Below are 14,635 nucleotides of genomic sequence, written 5' to 3' on the forward strand. Positions count from 1 at the left end.
GCGAACAGGTCCAGAATCGGGGTCATGGCTGATCAGGAATACCGGATCGAACACGACACGATGGGCGAGGTCCGCGTGCCGGCCGACGCGCTCTACCGCGCGCAGACCCAGCGGGCCGTCGAGAACTTCCCCATCTCCGGCCGGGGCCTGGAGCGCGCCCAGATCCGCGCGCTCGGCCTGCTCAAGGCCGCCGCCGCGCGCGTGAACCTGAAGCTGGGCGTGCTTGACGCCGACGTCGCGAACGCCATCGCGGCCGCCGCCGACGAGGTCGCCGAGGGCGTCCACGACGCCCACTTCCCCATCGACGTCTTCCAGACCGGGTCCGGGACGTCGTCGAACATGAACGCCAACGAGGTCATCGCGACGCTCGCGAGCCGCGCCCTCGGCCGCGACGTGCACCCGAACGACCACGTCAACGCGTCGCAGTCGTCGAACGACACCTTCCCGACGACCATCCACATCGCCGCGACCGAAGCCGTGACCAAGGACGTCATCCCCGCGCTCGAGTACCTCGCCGGCGCCATCGAGGTGCGGGCCGCGGAGTGGGCCGACGTCGTGAAGTCCGGCCGCACGCACCTGATGGACGCCGTGCCGATCACGCTCGGCCAGGAGGCCGGCGCGTGGGCGTCGCAGATCCGCTTCGGCGTCGAGCGGCTGAAGTCGGGCCTGCCGCGCCTCGGCGAGCTGCCGATCGGCGGCACCGCCGTCGGCTCGGGCCTCAACGCGCCGGACGGCTTCGGCGCGTCCGTCGCCGCCGAACTCGCGACGGTGACCGGGCTGCCGCTGACCGAGGCCCGCGACCACTTCGAGGCGCAGGCGACGCAGGACAGCGTGGTCGAGACGTCCGGGCACCTGCGCACGACCGCCGTGTCGCTCAACAAGATCGCGAACGACCTGCGCTGGCTGGGTTCCGGCCCGCGCACCGGCCTGGCCGAACTGGCGCTGCCGGACCTGCAGCCCGGCTCGTCGATCATGCCGGGCAAGGTGAACCCGGTGATCCCGGAGGCGACGCTGCAGGTCGTCGCGCAGGTGATCGGCAACGACGCGGCCGTCGCGTTCGCCGGTGCCGCCGGCAACTTCCAGCTCAACGTCAACCTGCCGGTGATCGCGCGGAACGTCCTCGAGTCGGCGCGCCTGCTCGCCGCGGTGTCGCGCCTGCTGGCCGACAAGGTCTTCGCGGGCATCACGGTGAACACCGAGCGCACGCGCACCTACGCCGAAGGCTCGCCGTCGATCGTGACGCCGTTGAACAAGTACATCGGCTACGAAGAGGCCGCGGCGGTCGCGAAGCAGGCTCTCAAGGAGCTGAAGACGATCCGCGAGGTCGTCCTCGAACGCGGCTACGTGAAGGACGGCAAGCTCACCGAAGAGCAGCTCGACGAAGCGCTCGACGTCCTCCGCATGGCCCGCGGCGGCAAGTGACCCGCTACCGCCGGCGCAGGCGCGCGTCCGCCAGCGCCGGCGGGGTGTAGTCCTTCTCGGCCGGGTTCAGGTCCGTGCCCGGCGGGACGATCTCGTCGATCCGGTCCAGCACCTCGTCGTCGAGGACCAGGTCGGCGCCGGCCAGCAGGTCGGCGAGCTGCGCCGGGGTCCGCGGGCCGATGATCGCCGACGTCACGCCGGGGTGCGCCCGGACGAACGCCGTCGCCAGGTGGGTGAGCGGCCGGCCCAGGTCGTCGGCGATCTTCTTCAGCTGCGCGATCGCCTCGAACTTGACCGCGTTGGCGGGCAGGGCCGGGTCGAACTTGTGCGCCTGCAGCGTCCGGCGGCCCTGCGAAAGGTCCACATCGGACGGCTTCAGGTACTTGCCGGAGAGCCAGCCGCTGGCCAGCGGACTCCAGGTCAGCACGCCCATGCCGTACTTCCGCGCGGTCGGCAGCACGGCGGCCTCGATCGCCCGGTTGAAGATCGAGTACGGCGGCTGCTCGGCGCGGAACCGGGCCAGGCCGCGCTTTTCGGCCACCCACTGGGCTTCCACGATCTGCTCGGCCGGGAAGTCCGACGACCCGATCGCGCGGACCTTGCCCTGGCGCACGAAGTCCGTGAGCACCGAAAGGGTTTCCTCGATGTCGGTCGCCGGATCGGGCCGGTGGACCTGGTAGAGGTCGACGTGGTCGGTGTCGAGGCGCCGCAGGCTGTCGTCGAGCGCCCGGGTGAGCCAGCGCCGCGAAAGGCCGCCTTGGTTGGGGTCGGAGCCCATGGGGAAGAACCCCTTGGTGGCCAGCACGACGTCGTCGCGACGGCCCTTCAGCGCCTTGCCGACGATCCGCTCGTTCTCGCCGTCGGAATACATGTCCGCGGTGTCCCAGAAGTTCACCCCGGCATCGAGCGCCGTGTGGAGCATCCGGACGCCCTCTTCGTGGTCCGGGTTGCCCCACTTGCCCAGCATCATCGCGCCGAACGCGTACTCGCTGACCGAAATCCCCGTGCCGCCCAGAATTCGTCGTTCCATGTCACCCACTCTGGAAGCGGCGGGCACACCGGGCCAGGTCACGCTCAACCTGGGTCTGCCAGTACCAGGCGGGCCGCGGGGAGCCGGGGATACTGGAGGCATGAGTGACGCAGCCGGGCTGGGTGCCTTCCTGAAGGCGCGCCGCGCCGCCCTCGACCCCGCGGACCTGGGCCTGCCACAAGGGATCACGCAGCGGCGGGTCAAGGGCCTGCGCCGCGAGGAGCTGGCGCAGCTGTCCGGCATCAGCGTCGACTACTACACGCGGCTGGAGCAGGGGCGCGCGAAGAACGTCTCGGACGCGGTCCTCGACGCGCTGGCCCGCGCCCTGCGCCTCACCGCCGGCGAGGAGTCCTACCTGCGCAACCTCGCCGCGCCGAAGCGCCGGGGCGAGCGCGCGCCGCAGCCGGTCCGGCCCGAGCTGCAGCAGCTGCTCGACGCCATCCAGGCGCCGGCGTTCGTCTTCGGGCGGTACCTGGACGTGCTCGCGTGGAACGCGCTCGGCGGCGCGGTCGCGTTCGCCTTCGCCGACCTCGAAGAGCGCAACATGCCGAAGCTCATCTTCACCGACGAACGCGCGAAGCAGCTGCACCCGGAGTACGACGCCGTGTGCCGCGAGCTGGTGGCGAACCTGCGCGCGGAGAGCGGACGGCACCCCGGTGACCCGCGGTTCGCCCAGCTCATCGGCGAGCTGTCCCTGGCCAGCGAGCAGTTCCGGAAGCTGTGGGCCGAGCACGCGGTCCGGGAGAAGGCGCAGGGGTGGAAGGTCCTGATGAACCCCGTCGTCGGCGAGCTGCGGCTGCGCTACGAGACGCTGCGGCTGCCGCAGGACCCCGACCAGGGCATGGTCGTCTACCACGCCGAACCGGGGTCGGAGACCGAACGCGCGCTCGGCCTGCTGGCCAGCTGGATCGCCACCGATGAACGCCCGGTGAACACTCGGTCGTCGCAACCCCACGCCCGGTGACGCCTGCCTAGGCTCCTTGACCTGGGGAGTCGGGGGCAGAGGAGCGGCACGGTGGGCGTCGGCGCGACGATGCAGTCCCTCGCCGAGATCCTGAGCTCGGACTCGGGCAGCCTGGTCCTCGGGATCGCCGCGCTGGTCGCGATCGCCGCGCCGTTCGTCGACCGCTACTTCATCCGGCGCCGCCGCCTGACCTTTCGCGTCCTCTACAACTCCAAGATCGGGCTGTCCCCGATCGACCTGCACGACGGCGAGAACGGCTCGGCGCAGGCGGCTCCGCAGCTGGAGCAGGTCGCGCGGCTGCTCGACCGGATGAGCATCGTGGTGATCCGGATCCACAACACCGGCAGCTTCGACATCGCGCCGGGCGACTTCGAAATCCCGCTGTCGTTCACCTTCGGCAGCCGGATCGTCTGGGACGCACGGGTGTCCGACGCCACCGACGACGGCCTGCGCCAGCACGTCCGCGACGGCCTCGAGTTCTTCACGCGCGAGAGCCCGCAGAAGCCGGTCGAGGGCGTGAAGCTGGCTCGCGTGCGCGCGCTGCTGCCGAAGCGCTTCGCCGGGCTCGCGACGGCCGAAGCACCGCCCGAGGCACCGGAGTGGCACGGCGTCCGGTTCGCGCGGCTGTCGTTGAAGCGCAAGGAAAAGTTCAAGCTGGTCGTCGTGCTGCGCGAGTCCGGCGGCGACGACGGCGAGATCAGCAAGCAGATCGACCACCACGCGCGGCTCGCCGCCGGCCGGATCAAGGACGACCGCAAGCAGCGCCGGTTCGGCTGGCCGGTGATCACGACGGCGATCGGTGTGCTGCTGACCGGCGCCTTGCTGGCGACGCTGCTCGTCTCGTGGTCGCGGCCGGCCGACTCCGCGCAGTGCGCCACCGGGAAGCTGTCGGTCGAGGGGTCGAGCGCGTTCGTGCCGATCATCGACAGCATCGCCGCCGAGTACCACGGCCAGTGCGACGGCGCGGCCATCACGACCCACGCGACCGGCAGCGTCACCGGCGTGCGCGCGCTCGCGCCCGTCGACGCGGCGGGCAAGGACGAGCTGGCGGTCCTCTCGGACGGCAAGTCGGGCGAAGCGGGCCCTGACCTGGAAGCGAAAGCCGTCGCGGTGGTCGTCTACAGCCTGGTCGTCAACCGCGCCGCCGGCGTCGACCGGCTGACGACCCAGCAGGTCAAGGACATCTTCAGCGGCCGGGTGCGGAACTGGGACCAGCTGCGGCCGGGGCCGTCGGTGCCGATCGGGATCGTCGGGCGCGGGCAGGAGTCGGGCACTCGCAAGACGTTCGAGCAGAAGGTGCTCGGCGGCGCGGAGGACCGGCTGTCGTCGGATTCGTGCCGCAAGCCGGAGCGCGACCCCGCCGCGGCGACCACGCGCTGCGAACGCGGCACGACCGCCGAAGTGCTCACCGAGGTCGGCGCGGTACCGGGCGCGATCGGGTACGCCGACGTCCCGGCGGCCAAAACGGCGGCCGCCCGCGACCAGCAGGTGACGATCGTGCAGCTCGACGGCCACTACCCCGACGTCACGACCGTCGACGCCGGGTACCGGTTCTGGACCGTCGAGTACCTCTACACGAAGGGCGTGCCGTCGAACGACAGCGTGCTGAAGCGGTTCCTCGACTACCTGGCGAGCCCGACCGCGCGGGCCGAGCTGCAGGACGCCGGGTACACGCCGTGCGTGGCCAAGGACGGGCTGCTCGACCCCCTCTGCACCAGGCCGGACATCTGACCGACGAGAAATTGTCGGTGGTCCGGGTCATGATGTCCGGGTGTTGCTGAGCGAGTTGGTCCGCGCGTCCGCCGAGCTGGCGGCGACCAGGTCCAGGAAGGCGAAGATCGCCCTCCTGGCCTCGGTGCTGCGCGCCGCCGAGGTGGTCGAGCTGCCCGTGGTGATCGCGTACCTGACCGGGCAGACGGCGCAGGACCGGCTGGGTGCGGGCTGGCGCACCCTGGCCGGCCTGGGCGCCGGCTCGGCTCCCTCGCCGGAGGCCACGGTCGCCGAGGTCGACGCGGCGCTCACCGCGGCGGCCGGCGTCGCGGCGGGCACCGGCTCCACCGGGCGGCGCCAGGAGATCCTGCGCGCGTTGTTCGAGCGGCTGACGAAGGACGAGCAGGAGTTCCTGTTCCGGCTGGTCACCGGCGAGCTGCGGCAGGGCGCGCTGGAAGGCGTGATGGTGGACGCCGTCGCGGCGGCGGCCGAGGTCCCGGCCGTCGACGTGCGGCGGGCGTTCATGCTGTCCGGGAAGCTGGGTGTCACCGGGGTCGCGGCGATGACCGGCGGACAGGCGGCGCTGGCGGAGTTCCGGCTGACGCTGGGCACGCCCGTCAAGCCGATGCTGGCGTCGCCGGCGGAGTCGCTCGAAGAGGCCGTCGCCGAGCACGCCGAGGCGATCGTCGAGTACAAGATGGACGGTGCGCGGATCCAGGTGCACCGCCAGGGCGACGAAGTGCACGTGTGGACCCGCACGCTGCGCGAAATCACGTCGAGCGTGCAGGAGCTGGTCGAGCTCGTGCGGGCGCTGCCGTGCGAGTCGGTGGTGCTGGACGGCGAGACCCTGGCGCTGACCGACGCCGGGCGGCCACGGCCGTTCCAGGACACGATGAGCCGGTTCGGCAGCACCCGCGAGGAGCAGGTGAAGGCGCTGCTGCTGCGGCCGTACTTCTTCGACTGCCTGCACCTCGACGGCGTCGACCTGCTGGACGCGCCGCTGTCCGAGCGCAACGCGGCCCTGCGCAAGGTCGCCGGGGCGCACGTGATCCCCGGCGAGGTGGGCGTTTCCCGCGCGGCCGAGGTGCTGGAGGCGGCGATGGAAGCCGGGCACGAAGGGGTGATGGTGAAGGACCTCTCGTCGCCGTACGCGGCCGGGCGGCGCGGGCGGGCCTGGCTGAAGGTCAAGCCGGTGCACACGATCGACCTGGTCGTGCTCGCGGCCGAGTGGGGCCACGGGCGGCGCACGGGCACGCTGTCCAACCTGCACCTGGGCGCCCGCGACCCGGACGGCGGCCCGCCGATCATGGTGGGCAAGACGTTCAAGGGCATGACCGACGAGCTGCTGGCGTGGCAGACGAGGACGTTCCAGGAGATCGAAACCCACCGCGACGACTGGACGGTGTACGTCCGCCCGGAGATCGTCGTGGAGATCGAGCTGGACAGCGCCCAGGTTTCGACCCGCTATCCCGGTGGCCTGGCGCTGCGGTTCGCGCGGGTGGTCCGCTACCGCCCGGACAAGGACCCGGCGGAGGCGGACACGATCGACACGGTCCGCGGCCTGCTCCACGGCGACCGCTCGGAAGGGGGCTGACGACGAAGGTCTCGATCACGACATCTCGTGCGTCGGCGGCCCTTTCCTCGTAAAAGGACAGACGAAAGTCGATGTTGCCCCCTCCCGCTCCTGAGCAGAGTGGCTGACGGAGTTTCCTTCGGCCAGGGAGAAAAAGCATGAGATTGCGCGCTGTGTCCGGCTTGCTCGCGAGCACGACCCTGCTCGTCGCGGCCTTCGCGGCACCGGCTTCGGCCACCCCGGTGCCGAGCACGCCGGACGCCGGGCACCAGCCGTCGAAGCACCACTTCTCGGCGGCCGCGCAGTCGTTCGTCGGCGCCGACACCGTGCAGAAGCGCGTCGCCAAACTGGAAGCGGCGATGGCGTCGCTGCCGAAGGAGAGCACCGCGTACAACGCGACGAAGCTGTGGAACGCCGGCATCACCGGCGCGGGCAGCACGGTCGCGACGCTGGTGTCCTTCGGCGACGACCAGGTCAAGCAGGTGCTCGACACCTACTCGAAGAACCACGGCCTGCCGCCGGCGAACGTCGAGGTCATCCAGCCGTCCGGCCCGGTGCCGGCGTGCACCGACCCCGGGGTCGACACCGCGACCTGCCGGAGCTGGGGCGGCGAGACCGACCTCGACGTCACGATGATGCACGCCATGGCGCCGAACGCGAAGATCATCGTCGCGGCGACGCCGGTCGCCGAGACCCAGGGCTTCACCGGCCTGCCCGAGATGATGCACGCGGTCGACTACATGACCGAGCACAAGCTGGTCGACGTGATCTCGATGAGCTTCGGCACGACGGAGGAGAACTTCCCGTCGTTCGACTCGATCAAGACGCTCGACCCGGCGCTGGACCGCGCGAGCAAGGCCGGCATCACGATGGTCGCCTCCTCCGGTGACGACGGCCCGACCGGCGGGTACCTCTCCGGCCCGGGCAACTACCCGTACCGCGTCGCGAGCTGGCCGGCGTCCGACCCGCGTGTCACGACGCTCGGCGGCACGCAGCTGCACCTCGACGCGAACGGCACCCGCACCAAGGCGGACGACCTGGTGAACGTCGCCGACGACGGGTTCGCCGAGGGCGCCGGGCTGTCGAAGACGTACGCGCGGCCGAACTGGCAGGACGGCGTCAAGAAGATCACCGGCAGCAAGATGCGCTCGTTCCCGGACATCAGCATGGAAGGCGTGCACGGCACGTCGCAGTCCGCGCCGCTGTTCGCCGGCGTGCTCGCGCTCGCGGTGCAGGCCAAGCACGGCAAGCTCGGTCAGATCAACCCGGCGCTGTACACGAAGCTGGGCCCGGCGGGCCCGAAGGCGGGCATCGTCGACGTTACCGAAGGCGACAACAGCCAGGACGGCGTCGTCGGCTTCACCGCGGCGAAGGGCTTCGACATCGCGAGTGGCTGGGGCACGGTCGACGCGTCGGTCTTCGTCCCGGCTCTGGTCAAGGCGCTTCGCTGACCCTTGCACCGAAAGCGGAGTTGCCCGGTGTGATCGGCACCGGGCAACTCCGCTTCGGTGTCGCCCGTCAGTAGCAGCGATCCGACTTGATCGCGTAGGTGTAGTTGTTGGACAGGTTGGACGTCACCTCGAACCGGATCTTGTGGTAGACGGGCGGGTCGCCGAGCACGCCGTGCGACACCGTGTGTTCCTTGCCCGGCGCGATCCCGCCGCTCCACAGGCCCTTGTCGAAGACGTCGTCGATGATCTGGACGAGCAGGCCGCGGTAGTCGTGGTTGTGCACGGTGATGTCGATGTTCTGCCCCGCGCTGACCTCGACGACCTTCGTGGCCCCGCCCATCAGCGGCCCGCCTTCGCACACCTTCGTCGCGGCGGCCGACGCCGAGGGCGCCACCACGAGCGTCGCGGCCAGCGCCGCCATCGGAACGGCCAGCTTGCGCATCATCGGTTCCCCACCTTCGTCTTGACCACATCGGACGTTTCGGCGATGTCGAGGCCGATCGTCATCGAGCCGCCGCAGTAGACGTGCCTGCCGTTCTTGAAATAGAGCGTCAGGTCGCCGGCGCACTCGAAGACGCGGACGTCCCAGGTGCGCTCGCCCGGCCACAGGCAGATGGCGTCCTTGCCGGCCCGGCGCATCCAGCCGTGGTACCCGGATTCGCACGTGATGATCGGATCACTCGCGACGGTCGCCGTCGCGGGGGCCGATGCCGAAGCCGTGCCGGCCGGCAGCAGGCCCGCGACGAGCGCGGTCCCGATGACGGCCGAAGCCTTCAGGTACGGACGCATGGGTTTCCTTCCCCTGCAGAATGGATTCGCCCGGGGAGATCCGGGCACCGACGACGTTAGGGACGGTCGCCCAGGCCCGGGAAGCCCTTCGCCGTCCACACCGGAGCGAAAGCCAAACGAAGATCGTTTTTGCAGGTCAGCGCAATGGCCAGCGGGCGCCGAAAGCCAAATTCAGGGGGTGATCCGGACCGAGAAGAACACCGCGCGGGCGTCCGGCAGCAGCAGGTGTCCCTCGGAGTCGGCCATCTTCCAGTACACCTGGCAGTGCCCGGGCGAAGACGGCGCCTGCACCTCGACGGAGACCCGCACGTGCTCGCCGGGCGCGGTGTAGGGCACCGGCACGCGGGCGGGAGTCCGGCATTCGTCGGGACTGCCGAAGGAGCCGGACCGGACGAGGTACCGCCCGATCCATCCGACGGATCCGGCGTTGCGCAGCTCCCAGGTCTTGACGAACCGGCTCCCGGCGGCGACGGCCGCCCCATCGGGAACGGTCACATCGGCGACGAACTCGGACACATCACCGGCGGCGGGTTCCTCGGCGGAGAACGCCCCACCGAAGACGAAGCCGACGGCAACGACAAGCACAACGGCGACGGCCGCGGCCAGCCCGTAGGCCGCCCACCGCCGCCGCGGCGACGGCACCGCTCCGAGCCGCGGCCCGAGCGCCCGCACCCACCCGCGTCGCGGCTCGGGCTCGCGCGCCTTCTCCCAGCACCCTCGCCATTCGAGCCGCACCGAAGCCTCGTCCTGACCCAGCACCCCGACCGCCAGCACGCGGACGAACTCCCACGTCGTCTCCCAGCTGGGCAGCTGCCGGCCGCGGGCCGCCGCCGACAGGGCCGACTTCGAGGCCAGGGCGCCCAGCTCGTCGCGCATCCGGTCGTAGGACGAGTCGCCCGCCTCGCGCTTCAGCTCCCACAGCCGGCGCGCGAACGCGGCGACCGGGCCGGTGGTCTCCGCCGGGCCGTGTGCGACCCGGCCGCGCCGTCCCGGCGTGCGTTCGACGTCCATCGAGGCCGACAATAGAACCCGCACCGGGTGACCGGCTCGACTCGATCGAGTGGTCCACTGTGGAGTTACCGCCCGGTATTCTCCGGTGATGCGCAGCGAGAAGCTCACCCGCGCCTGGTTCGCGGTCACCGCGCTGGTCGCCTTGACCGGCCTCGTCACCCAGGTGATCGCGACGGCCGGCGACACCACCGGCCGCTTCACGACGGCCGCCGGGCGGATCGCGAACCTGTTCTGCTTCTTCACGATCGACTCGAACCTGCTGGTCGCCGTGACCTCGGCGCTCGTCGCGCTGGGCCTGGCCCGCGGCAGGCTGTTCACCGTGCTCTGGCTCGACGCGCTGGTCGGCATCATCGTGACCGGCATCGTCTACCAGGTCGCGCTCGCCGGCCTGTACGACCTGCACGGCCTGCCGTTCTTCGCCGACACCATGCTGCACAAGGTGACGCCGATCCTGTTCGTGCTCGGCTGGCTCCTCGCCGCCCCGCGCGGCGCGCTGACCTGGACCACGGTCTGGTGGTCGCTGGTCTACCCGCTGGCCTGGCTGGCGTTCACGCTCCCGCGCGGCGCGGTCACCGGCTTCTACCCGTACCCGTTCGTCGACGCCGGCGCGCTCGGCTACGGCCAGGTGACCCTGAACTGCGTCTTCATCGGGCTCTTCTTCACCGCGCTCGCGACCGGGGCGTTCCTGTACGACCGCCGGCTCACGCCCGCACCCGGCGGAACGCGTTGAGCCCGTCGGTCAGCCCGGCCTGAACCAGCGTCGGCAGCGCGCCGCGCCGGTCGACCGGCTTGCCCGCCGCGATCCGGTGCATCTGCCGGGTGTGCCACTGGATCTCCAGCAGGCTGTCGGCCAGCCGGACGCCGGTCTTCGGGCAAAGCCGCTCCGCGCGGACGTCTTCGCCGCCGAGCAGCCGCGCGGGCAACCCGGGATCGACGATCACCGGCCGGCCGAGCCCGATGACGTCCACTTCGCCCGAGCTCAGCGCGTCGGCCATCCCCCGCGGGGTCGTGAAGCCGCCGGTGACCATCAACGCGACGTCGGACACTGAACGCGCCTTCGCCGCGTAGTCCTGGAAGTACGCTTCGCGCGCCTGCGTGCTCGCGCGGCCGGAGCCCATCATCGCGGCCTTCTCGTAGGTGCCGCCCAAAACCTCCAGCAGGTCCAGCCCGGTTTCGCCGAGTTCGCGCACGACCTCCAGGGACTCGTCCTCGGTGAACCCGCCGCGCTGGAAGTCCGCGCTGTTCAGCTTCACCGCCACCGGGACGTCGTCCCCGACCGCCTCGCGCACCCGCCGGACCACCTCGAGCAGGAACCGGCGCCGGCGCACCGCGTCGCCGCCCCAGGCGTCCGTGCGCACGTTCGTCAACGGCGAAAGGAACTGCGAGACGAGGTAGCCGTGCGCGCCGTGGATCTGGACGCCGTGGAAGCCCGCGTCGACGAAGGTGCGTGCTGCCACCGCGAAGCGCTCGATGATCGCTTCGATCTCTTCGCCGGACAGCGCGCGCGGAGCGGCGAAGGCGGTGCGGATGCCGCGGTTGCCGAAAGGCACGGCGGACGGCGCGACGGGCTCCCGCGAAAGGTACCGCGGGCTCTGCCGGCCGGGGTGGTTGAGCTGTACCCACAGGCGCGTGTCCGTGCCCTCGACCGCGCGCGCCCAGGCGCGGAAGCCGGCCGGGTCCGCGGTCGCCGCCACGTTGCGCGGCTCGCCGAGCGCGGCCGGGTCGACCATGACGTTCCCGGTGATCAGCGCCCCGGCGCCGCCGCGCGCCCAGGTGCGGTAGAGCTCGTGCAGCTCCCGCGTCGGCGCGTTCCGCCGGTCGCCGAGCTGCTCGCTCAGGGCCGACTTGACCAGGCGGTTCGGCAGCACCGCGCCGCAACGCAGTTTCAGCGGCTCCGCCAGGAGGTCCCGGGTCGCGGTCATCGCGTCACTCCTCGAACTTACTCACAGTAAGGTGACGCGAGAGTAGCATACCGCCGGTATGTCATCTACCCGCCGAATGACCGTTAGGGTCGGGCGCATGACGGCGATCGTGCAGAACCTGGTGACCTCCGGCGTCTTCCAGCTCGACGGAGGCAGCTGGGACGTCGACAACAACGTGTGGATCGTGGGCGACGACGCGGAAGTGATCGTGATCGACGCGGCGCACGACGCGAAGGCCATCGAAAACGTCGTGGGCGAACGGAAACTGGCCGCGATCGTCTGCACCCACGCGCACAACGACCACGTCAACGCGGCGCCCGCGCTCGCCGAAGCGACCGGCGCGCCGATCCTGCTGCACCCGGACGACCGCGTCCTCTGGGACCAGACCCACCCGGACCGCGCCCCCGACGGCGAGCTGAAGGACGGCGCCACGATCACGATCGCGGGTACGGACCTGCGCGTCATCCACACGCCGGGCCACGCACCGGGCGCGGTCTGCCTGTACGCGGAGGACCTCGGCGTGCTGTTCACGGGCGACACGCTGTTCCACGGCGGCCCGGGCGCCACGGGACGGTCCTATTCGGACTACCCGACGATCGTGAAGTCCATCCGCGAGAAGCTGTTCACGCTGCCGGAAAGCACCAAGGTGCACACGGGCCACGGCGAGGGCACGACGCTCGGCGCGGAGAAGGCGGCATCGAGCGGCTGGGACCAGCCCTAGGACGTGTGCTTCCGGGCGACGGCGGCCCGCTCAAGGCCGACCGCCGCTCCCACAGCCGTCAGCACGTCAGCCGCGGCGGGGTCGGGGCTACCCGGACCCGCTGTTTTGCCTCGCCCGCCAGGGTGAGGGCCCACTCCTGCAGGCCCGCGACGTCGATGCCGTGCGGTGGCTCACCCCGGTACGGCTCGATGTTCGCCGCTCCGCGCTCCAGCAGGGACACCGCGCCCGTCGTGTTGCCGCGTGCCGCGTGCGTCAGGCCGACCGCCAGCTGGGCCAGGCCGCGCCACAGCTCGCGATCCGGTCCGTCGGTCGTCTTCCACGCGTCCTCGAAGACTTCGTGCGCGTGGAACGGCTTGCCGTCGTCGAGCAGCCGCTGGGCCTCCGCAAGCGTTTGCGCCGGGGTCCGCTCGATGCCCTCCGGCTGGCGTTCGACGCCCTCCGCGCCGTACGGGAGCGGCCGGCCGAGGCCGTCGCGCGGCCGTGCGTTGCGTGCGCGTCCCTCGGCGTCCCGGTCGCGGCGGCTCATGTCCCGATCCTGCCACGGGCCCGGCCGCGTTCGCCGTCTCCTCGAGTGCCCCGTAGTCTGGGGACTCGTGCGTTTCCTCGACGGCCACCGGCCCGCTCACGACCTGACCTACGACGACGTCTTCCTCCTGCCGAACCGCTCGGACGTGGAGTCCCGCTTCGACGTCGACCTCTCCACCGCGGACGGCACGGGCGCGACCATCCCGATCGTCGTCGCCAACATGACCGCGGTCGCCGGGCGCCGGATGGCCGAGACCGTCGCCCGCCGCGGCGGGCTGGTGGTGCTGCCGCAGGACGTGGACACCGCCGCCGTCACCGAGATCGTCGGCTGGGTGAAGAGCCGCCACACCGTGTGGGACACCCCGCTCGTGCTCACTGGTGGCGACGCGGTGGCCGACGCGCTCAACCTGGTCCACAAGCGCGCTCACGGCGCTGTCGTGGTCGTAGACGGCGAAGGCCGTCCAGTCGGCGTCGTCGACGAAGCGGCTTGCGCAGGTGTAGACCGCTTCGCGCGTCTCGCCGACGTCGCGCAGCCTGCGGCCGTTGCAGTCCCCCTGACGACTCCAGCGCGCGAAGTCTTCGAGCAGCTGCACAGCCACGGCGCGCAGCTGGCGCTCGGCCTGGACGCCGAAGGCCGTCTCGCGGGCGTCCTGACCGCCGTCGGCGCGCTTCGCGCGGACATCTACACCCCGGCCGTCGACGGAGACGGCAACCTGCGCGTCGCGGCCGCGATCGGCGTGAACGGCGACGTCGCGGCGAAGGCCGAAGCGGTCCTGGCCGCGGGCGTCGACGTGCTGGTCGTCGACACCGCGCACGGGCACCAGGAGAAGATGATCGCCGCGCTGAAGGCCGTCCGGTTGGTGTCGCCGCAGGTCCCGGTGGTCGCCGGGAACGTGGTGACCGCCGAGGGCACGCGCGACCTGATCGAGGCCGGCGCGGACGTCGTCAAGGTCGGTGTCGGGCCGGGCGCGATGTGCACCACGCGGATGATGACCGGCGTGGGCCGCCCGCAGTTCTCGGCCGTCGCGGACTGCGCGGCCGCCGCGCGCGAGCTGGGCAAGCACGTCTGGGCCGACGGCGGCGTCCGCCACCCCCGCGACGTCGCGCTGGCGCTGGCCGCGGGCGCGTCCGCGGCGATGGTCGGCTCGTGGTTCGCCGGCACCTACGAATCGCCCGGTGACCTGCGGTTCGACGAGCAGGGTCGGCCGTACAAGGAGTCGTTCGGCATGGCGTCGAAGCGCGCCGTCGGCGCCCGGACGCGCACGGACAACGTCTTCGACCGCGCCCGGAAGGCGCTGTTCGAGGAGGGCATCTCGTCGTCGCGGATGTCGCTCGACCCGGCCCGCCCGGGTGTCGAGGACCTGCTGGACTCGATCGGCTCGGGCGTGCGGTCTTCCTGCACCTACGCGGGCGCGCGCACGCTCGAGGAGTTCCACGAGCGCGCGCTGCTGGGCGTCCAGTCGGCGGCCGGGTTCGCCGAAGGCCGCCCGCTCCCCTCGGGCTGGTGACGAGCCGGG

The 14,635-nt window shown here is 71.5% G+C and carries 14 protein-coding genes; 8 read left to right on the top strand and 6 right to left on the bottom strand.

What is annotated here, in order from left to right; translation table 11 throughout:
- The first annotated feature begins 24 nt into the window (after positions 1 to 24).
- A complete protein-coding gene (locus ACWEN0_RS02265; RefSeq protein ID WP_451968166.1) occupies positions 25 to 1,422 on the top strand; it encodes a class II fumarate hydratase in 1,398 nt (465 codons plus the stop codon).
- 4 nt (positions 1,423 to 1,426) lie between these two features.
- Here ACWEN0_RS02265 and ACWEN0_RS02270 read toward each other — a convergent pair whose 3' ends face one another.
- Complete coding sequence (locus tag ACWEN0_RS02270) at positions 1,427 to 2,452, bottom strand: aldo/keto reductase (protein WP_451968168.1); 1,026 nt, start codon at positions 2,450 to 2,452, stop codon at positions 1,427 to 1,429.
- 100 nt (positions 2,453 to 2,552) lie between these two features.
- Here ACWEN0_RS02270 and ACWEN0_RS02275 point away from each other — a divergent pair, with 100 nt between their 5' ends.
- The 4 genes from ACWEN0_RS02275 (at position 2,553) to ACWEN0_RS02290 (ending at position 8,150) form a co-directional block, all read left to right on the top strand.
- Positions 2,553 to 3,416: a helix-turn-helix domain-containing protein gene (locus ACWEN0_RS02275; RefSeq protein ID WP_451968169.1), complete on the top strand. Its 864-nt coding sequence runs from the start codon at positions 2,553 to 2,555 to the stop codon at positions 3,414 to 3,416.
- 51 nt (positions 3,417 to 3,467) lie between these two features.
- On the top strand, positions 3,468 to 5,147 hold the full coding sequence (locus tag ACWEN0_RS02280; protein WP_451968171.1) for a PstS family phosphate ABC transporter substrate-binding protein: 1,680 nt from the start codon (positions 3,468 to 3,470) through the stop codon (positions 5,145 to 5,147).
- A gap of 40 nt (positions 5,148 to 5,187) precedes the next feature.
- A complete protein-coding gene (locus ACWEN0_RS02285) occupies positions 5,188 to 6,720 on the top strand; it encodes an ATP-dependent DNA ligase (RefSeq protein ID WP_451968173.1) in 1,533 nt (510 codons plus the stop codon).
- A 137-nt stretch (positions 6,721 to 6,857) separates the two neighbouring features.
- On the top strand, positions 6,858 to 8,150 hold the full coding sequence (locus ACWEN0_RS02290; protein ID WP_451968175.1) for a S53 family peptidase: 1,293 nt from the start codon (positions 6,858 to 6,860) through the stop codon (positions 8,148 to 8,150).
- A 67-nt stretch (positions 8,151 to 8,217) separates the two neighbouring features.
- Here ACWEN0_RS02290 and ACWEN0_RS02295 read toward each other — a convergent pair whose 3' ends face one another.
- From ACWEN0_RS02295 to ACWEN0_RS02305, 3 genes are all read right to left on the bottom strand, one after another.
- A complete protein-coding gene (locus ACWEN0_RS02295; protein ID WP_451968177.1) occupies positions 8,218 to 8,595 on the bottom strand; it encodes a hypothetical protein in 378 nt (125 codons plus the stop codon).
- On the bottom strand, positions 8,592 to 8,939 hold the full coding sequence (locus tag ACWEN0_RS02300) for a hypothetical protein (protein ID WP_451968179.1): 348 nt from the start codon (positions 8,937 to 8,939) through the stop codon (positions 8,592 to 8,594). Before ACWEN0_RS02300 ends, ACWEN0_RS02295 begins: the two co-directional genes overlap by 4 nt.
- Before the next feature lie 171 nt (positions 8,940 to 9,110).
- Positions 9,111 to 9,950: an NBR1-Ig-like domain-containing protein gene (locus ACWEN0_RS02305; protein ID WP_451968181.1), complete on the bottom strand. Its 840-nt coding sequence runs from the start codon at positions 9,948 to 9,950 to the stop codon at positions 9,111 to 9,113.
- Between the two features lie 88 nt (positions 9,951 to 10,038).
- Here ACWEN0_RS02305 and ACWEN0_RS02310 point away from each other — a divergent pair, with 88 nt between their 5' ends.
- Positions 10,039 to 10,680, top strand: coding sequence for a Pr6Pr family membrane protein (locus ACWEN0_RS02310; RefSeq protein ID WP_451968183.1), 642 nt, complete (start codon positions 10,039 to 10,041; stop codon positions 10,678 to 10,680).
- Here ACWEN0_RS02310 and ACWEN0_RS02315 read toward each other — a convergent pair.
- Positions 10,652 to 11,872 (bottom strand): NADH:flavin oxidoreductase/NADH oxidase family protein, encoded by a 1,221-nt coding sequence (locus tag ACWEN0_RS02315; RefSeq protein WP_451968185.1) that lies wholly within the window; start codon positions 11,870 to 11,872, stop codon positions 10,652 to 10,654. The two genes, ACWEN0_RS02310 and ACWEN0_RS02315, sit on opposite strands and share 29 nt — an antisense overlap.
- 97 nt (positions 11,873 to 11,969) lie before the next feature.
- Between ACWEN0_RS02315 and ACWEN0_RS02320 the strand changes: the two genes are divergently transcribed.
- Entirely contained in the window at positions 11,970 to 12,593 is a 624-nt protein-coding gene (locus tag ACWEN0_RS02320) for an MBL fold metallo-hydrolase (protein WP_451968187.1), read from the top strand.
- Between the two features lie 58 nt (positions 12,594 to 12,651).
- Here ACWEN0_RS02320 and ACWEN0_RS02325 read toward each other — a convergent pair whose 3' ends face one another.
- Positions 12,652 to 13,119: a DUF309 domain-containing protein gene (locus ACWEN0_RS02325; RefSeq protein WP_451968189.1), complete on the bottom strand. Its 468-nt coding sequence runs from the start codon at positions 13,117 to 13,119 to the stop codon at positions 12,652 to 12,654.
- Positions 13,120 to 13,186: 67 nt separating this feature from the next.
- Here ACWEN0_RS02325 and guaB1 point away from each other — a divergent pair, with 67 nt between their 5' ends.
- Positions 13,187 to 14,626: a GMP reductase gene (gene guaB1 / locus ACWEN0_RS02330; RefSeq protein ID WP_451968191.1), complete on the top strand. Its 1,440-nt coding sequence runs from the start codon at positions 13,187 to 13,189 to the stop codon at positions 14,624 to 14,626.
- Positions 14,627 to 14,635 lie beyond the last annotated feature (9 nt).

The organism is Amycolatopsis sp. NPDC004378 (assembly GCF_053602455.1).

What these genes read in the sequence shown, in the direction of transcription:
- ACWEN0_RS02265 (WP_451968166.1), top strand. Translation starts at nt 25, where the DNA reads ATGGCTGATCAGGAATACCGGATCGAACACGACACGATGGGCGAGGTC.
- ACWEN0_RS02270 (WP_451968168.1), bottom strand. Translation starts at nt 2,452, where the DNA reads ATGGAACGACGAATTCTGGGCGGCACGGGGATTTCGGTCAGCGAGTAC.
- ACWEN0_RS02275 (WP_451968169.1), top strand. Translation starts at nt 2,553, where the DNA reads ATGAGTGACGCAGCCGGGCTGGGTGCCTTCCTGAAGGCGCGCCGCGCC.
- ACWEN0_RS02290 (WP_451968175.1), top strand. Translation starts at nt 6,858, where the DNA reads ATGAGATTGCGCGCTGTGTCCGGCTTGCTCGCGAGCACGACCCTGCTC.
- ACWEN0_RS02295 (WP_451968177.1), bottom strand. Translation starts at nt 8,595, where the DNA reads ATGATGCGCAAGCTGGCCGTTCCGATGGCGGCGCTGGCCGCGACGCTC.
- ACWEN0_RS02300 (WP_451968179.1), bottom strand. Translation starts at nt 8,939, where the DNA reads ATGCGTCCGTACCTGAAGGCTTCGGCCGTCATCGGGACCGCGCTCGTC.
- ACWEN0_RS02305 (WP_451968181.1), bottom strand. Translation starts at nt 9,950, where the DNA reads ATGGACGTCGAACGCACGCCGGGACGGCGCGGCCGGGTCGCACACGGC.
- ACWEN0_RS02310 (WP_451968183.1), top strand. Translation starts at nt 10,039, where the DNA reads ATGCGCAGCGAGAAGCTCACCCGCGCCTGGTTCGCGGTCACCGCGCTG.
- ACWEN0_RS02315 (WP_451968185.1), bottom strand. Translation starts at nt 11,872, where the DNA reads ATGACCGCGACCCGGGACCTCCTGGCGGAGCCGCTGAAACTGCGTTGC.
- ACWEN0_RS02320 (WP_451968187.1), top strand. Translation starts at nt 11,970, where the DNA reads ATGACGGCGATCGTGCAGAACCTGGTGACCTCCGGCGTCTTCCAGCTC.
- ACWEN0_RS02325 (WP_451968189.1), bottom strand. Translation starts at nt 13,119, where the DNA reads ATGAGCCGCCGCGACCGGGACGCCGAGGGACGCGCACGCAACGCACGG.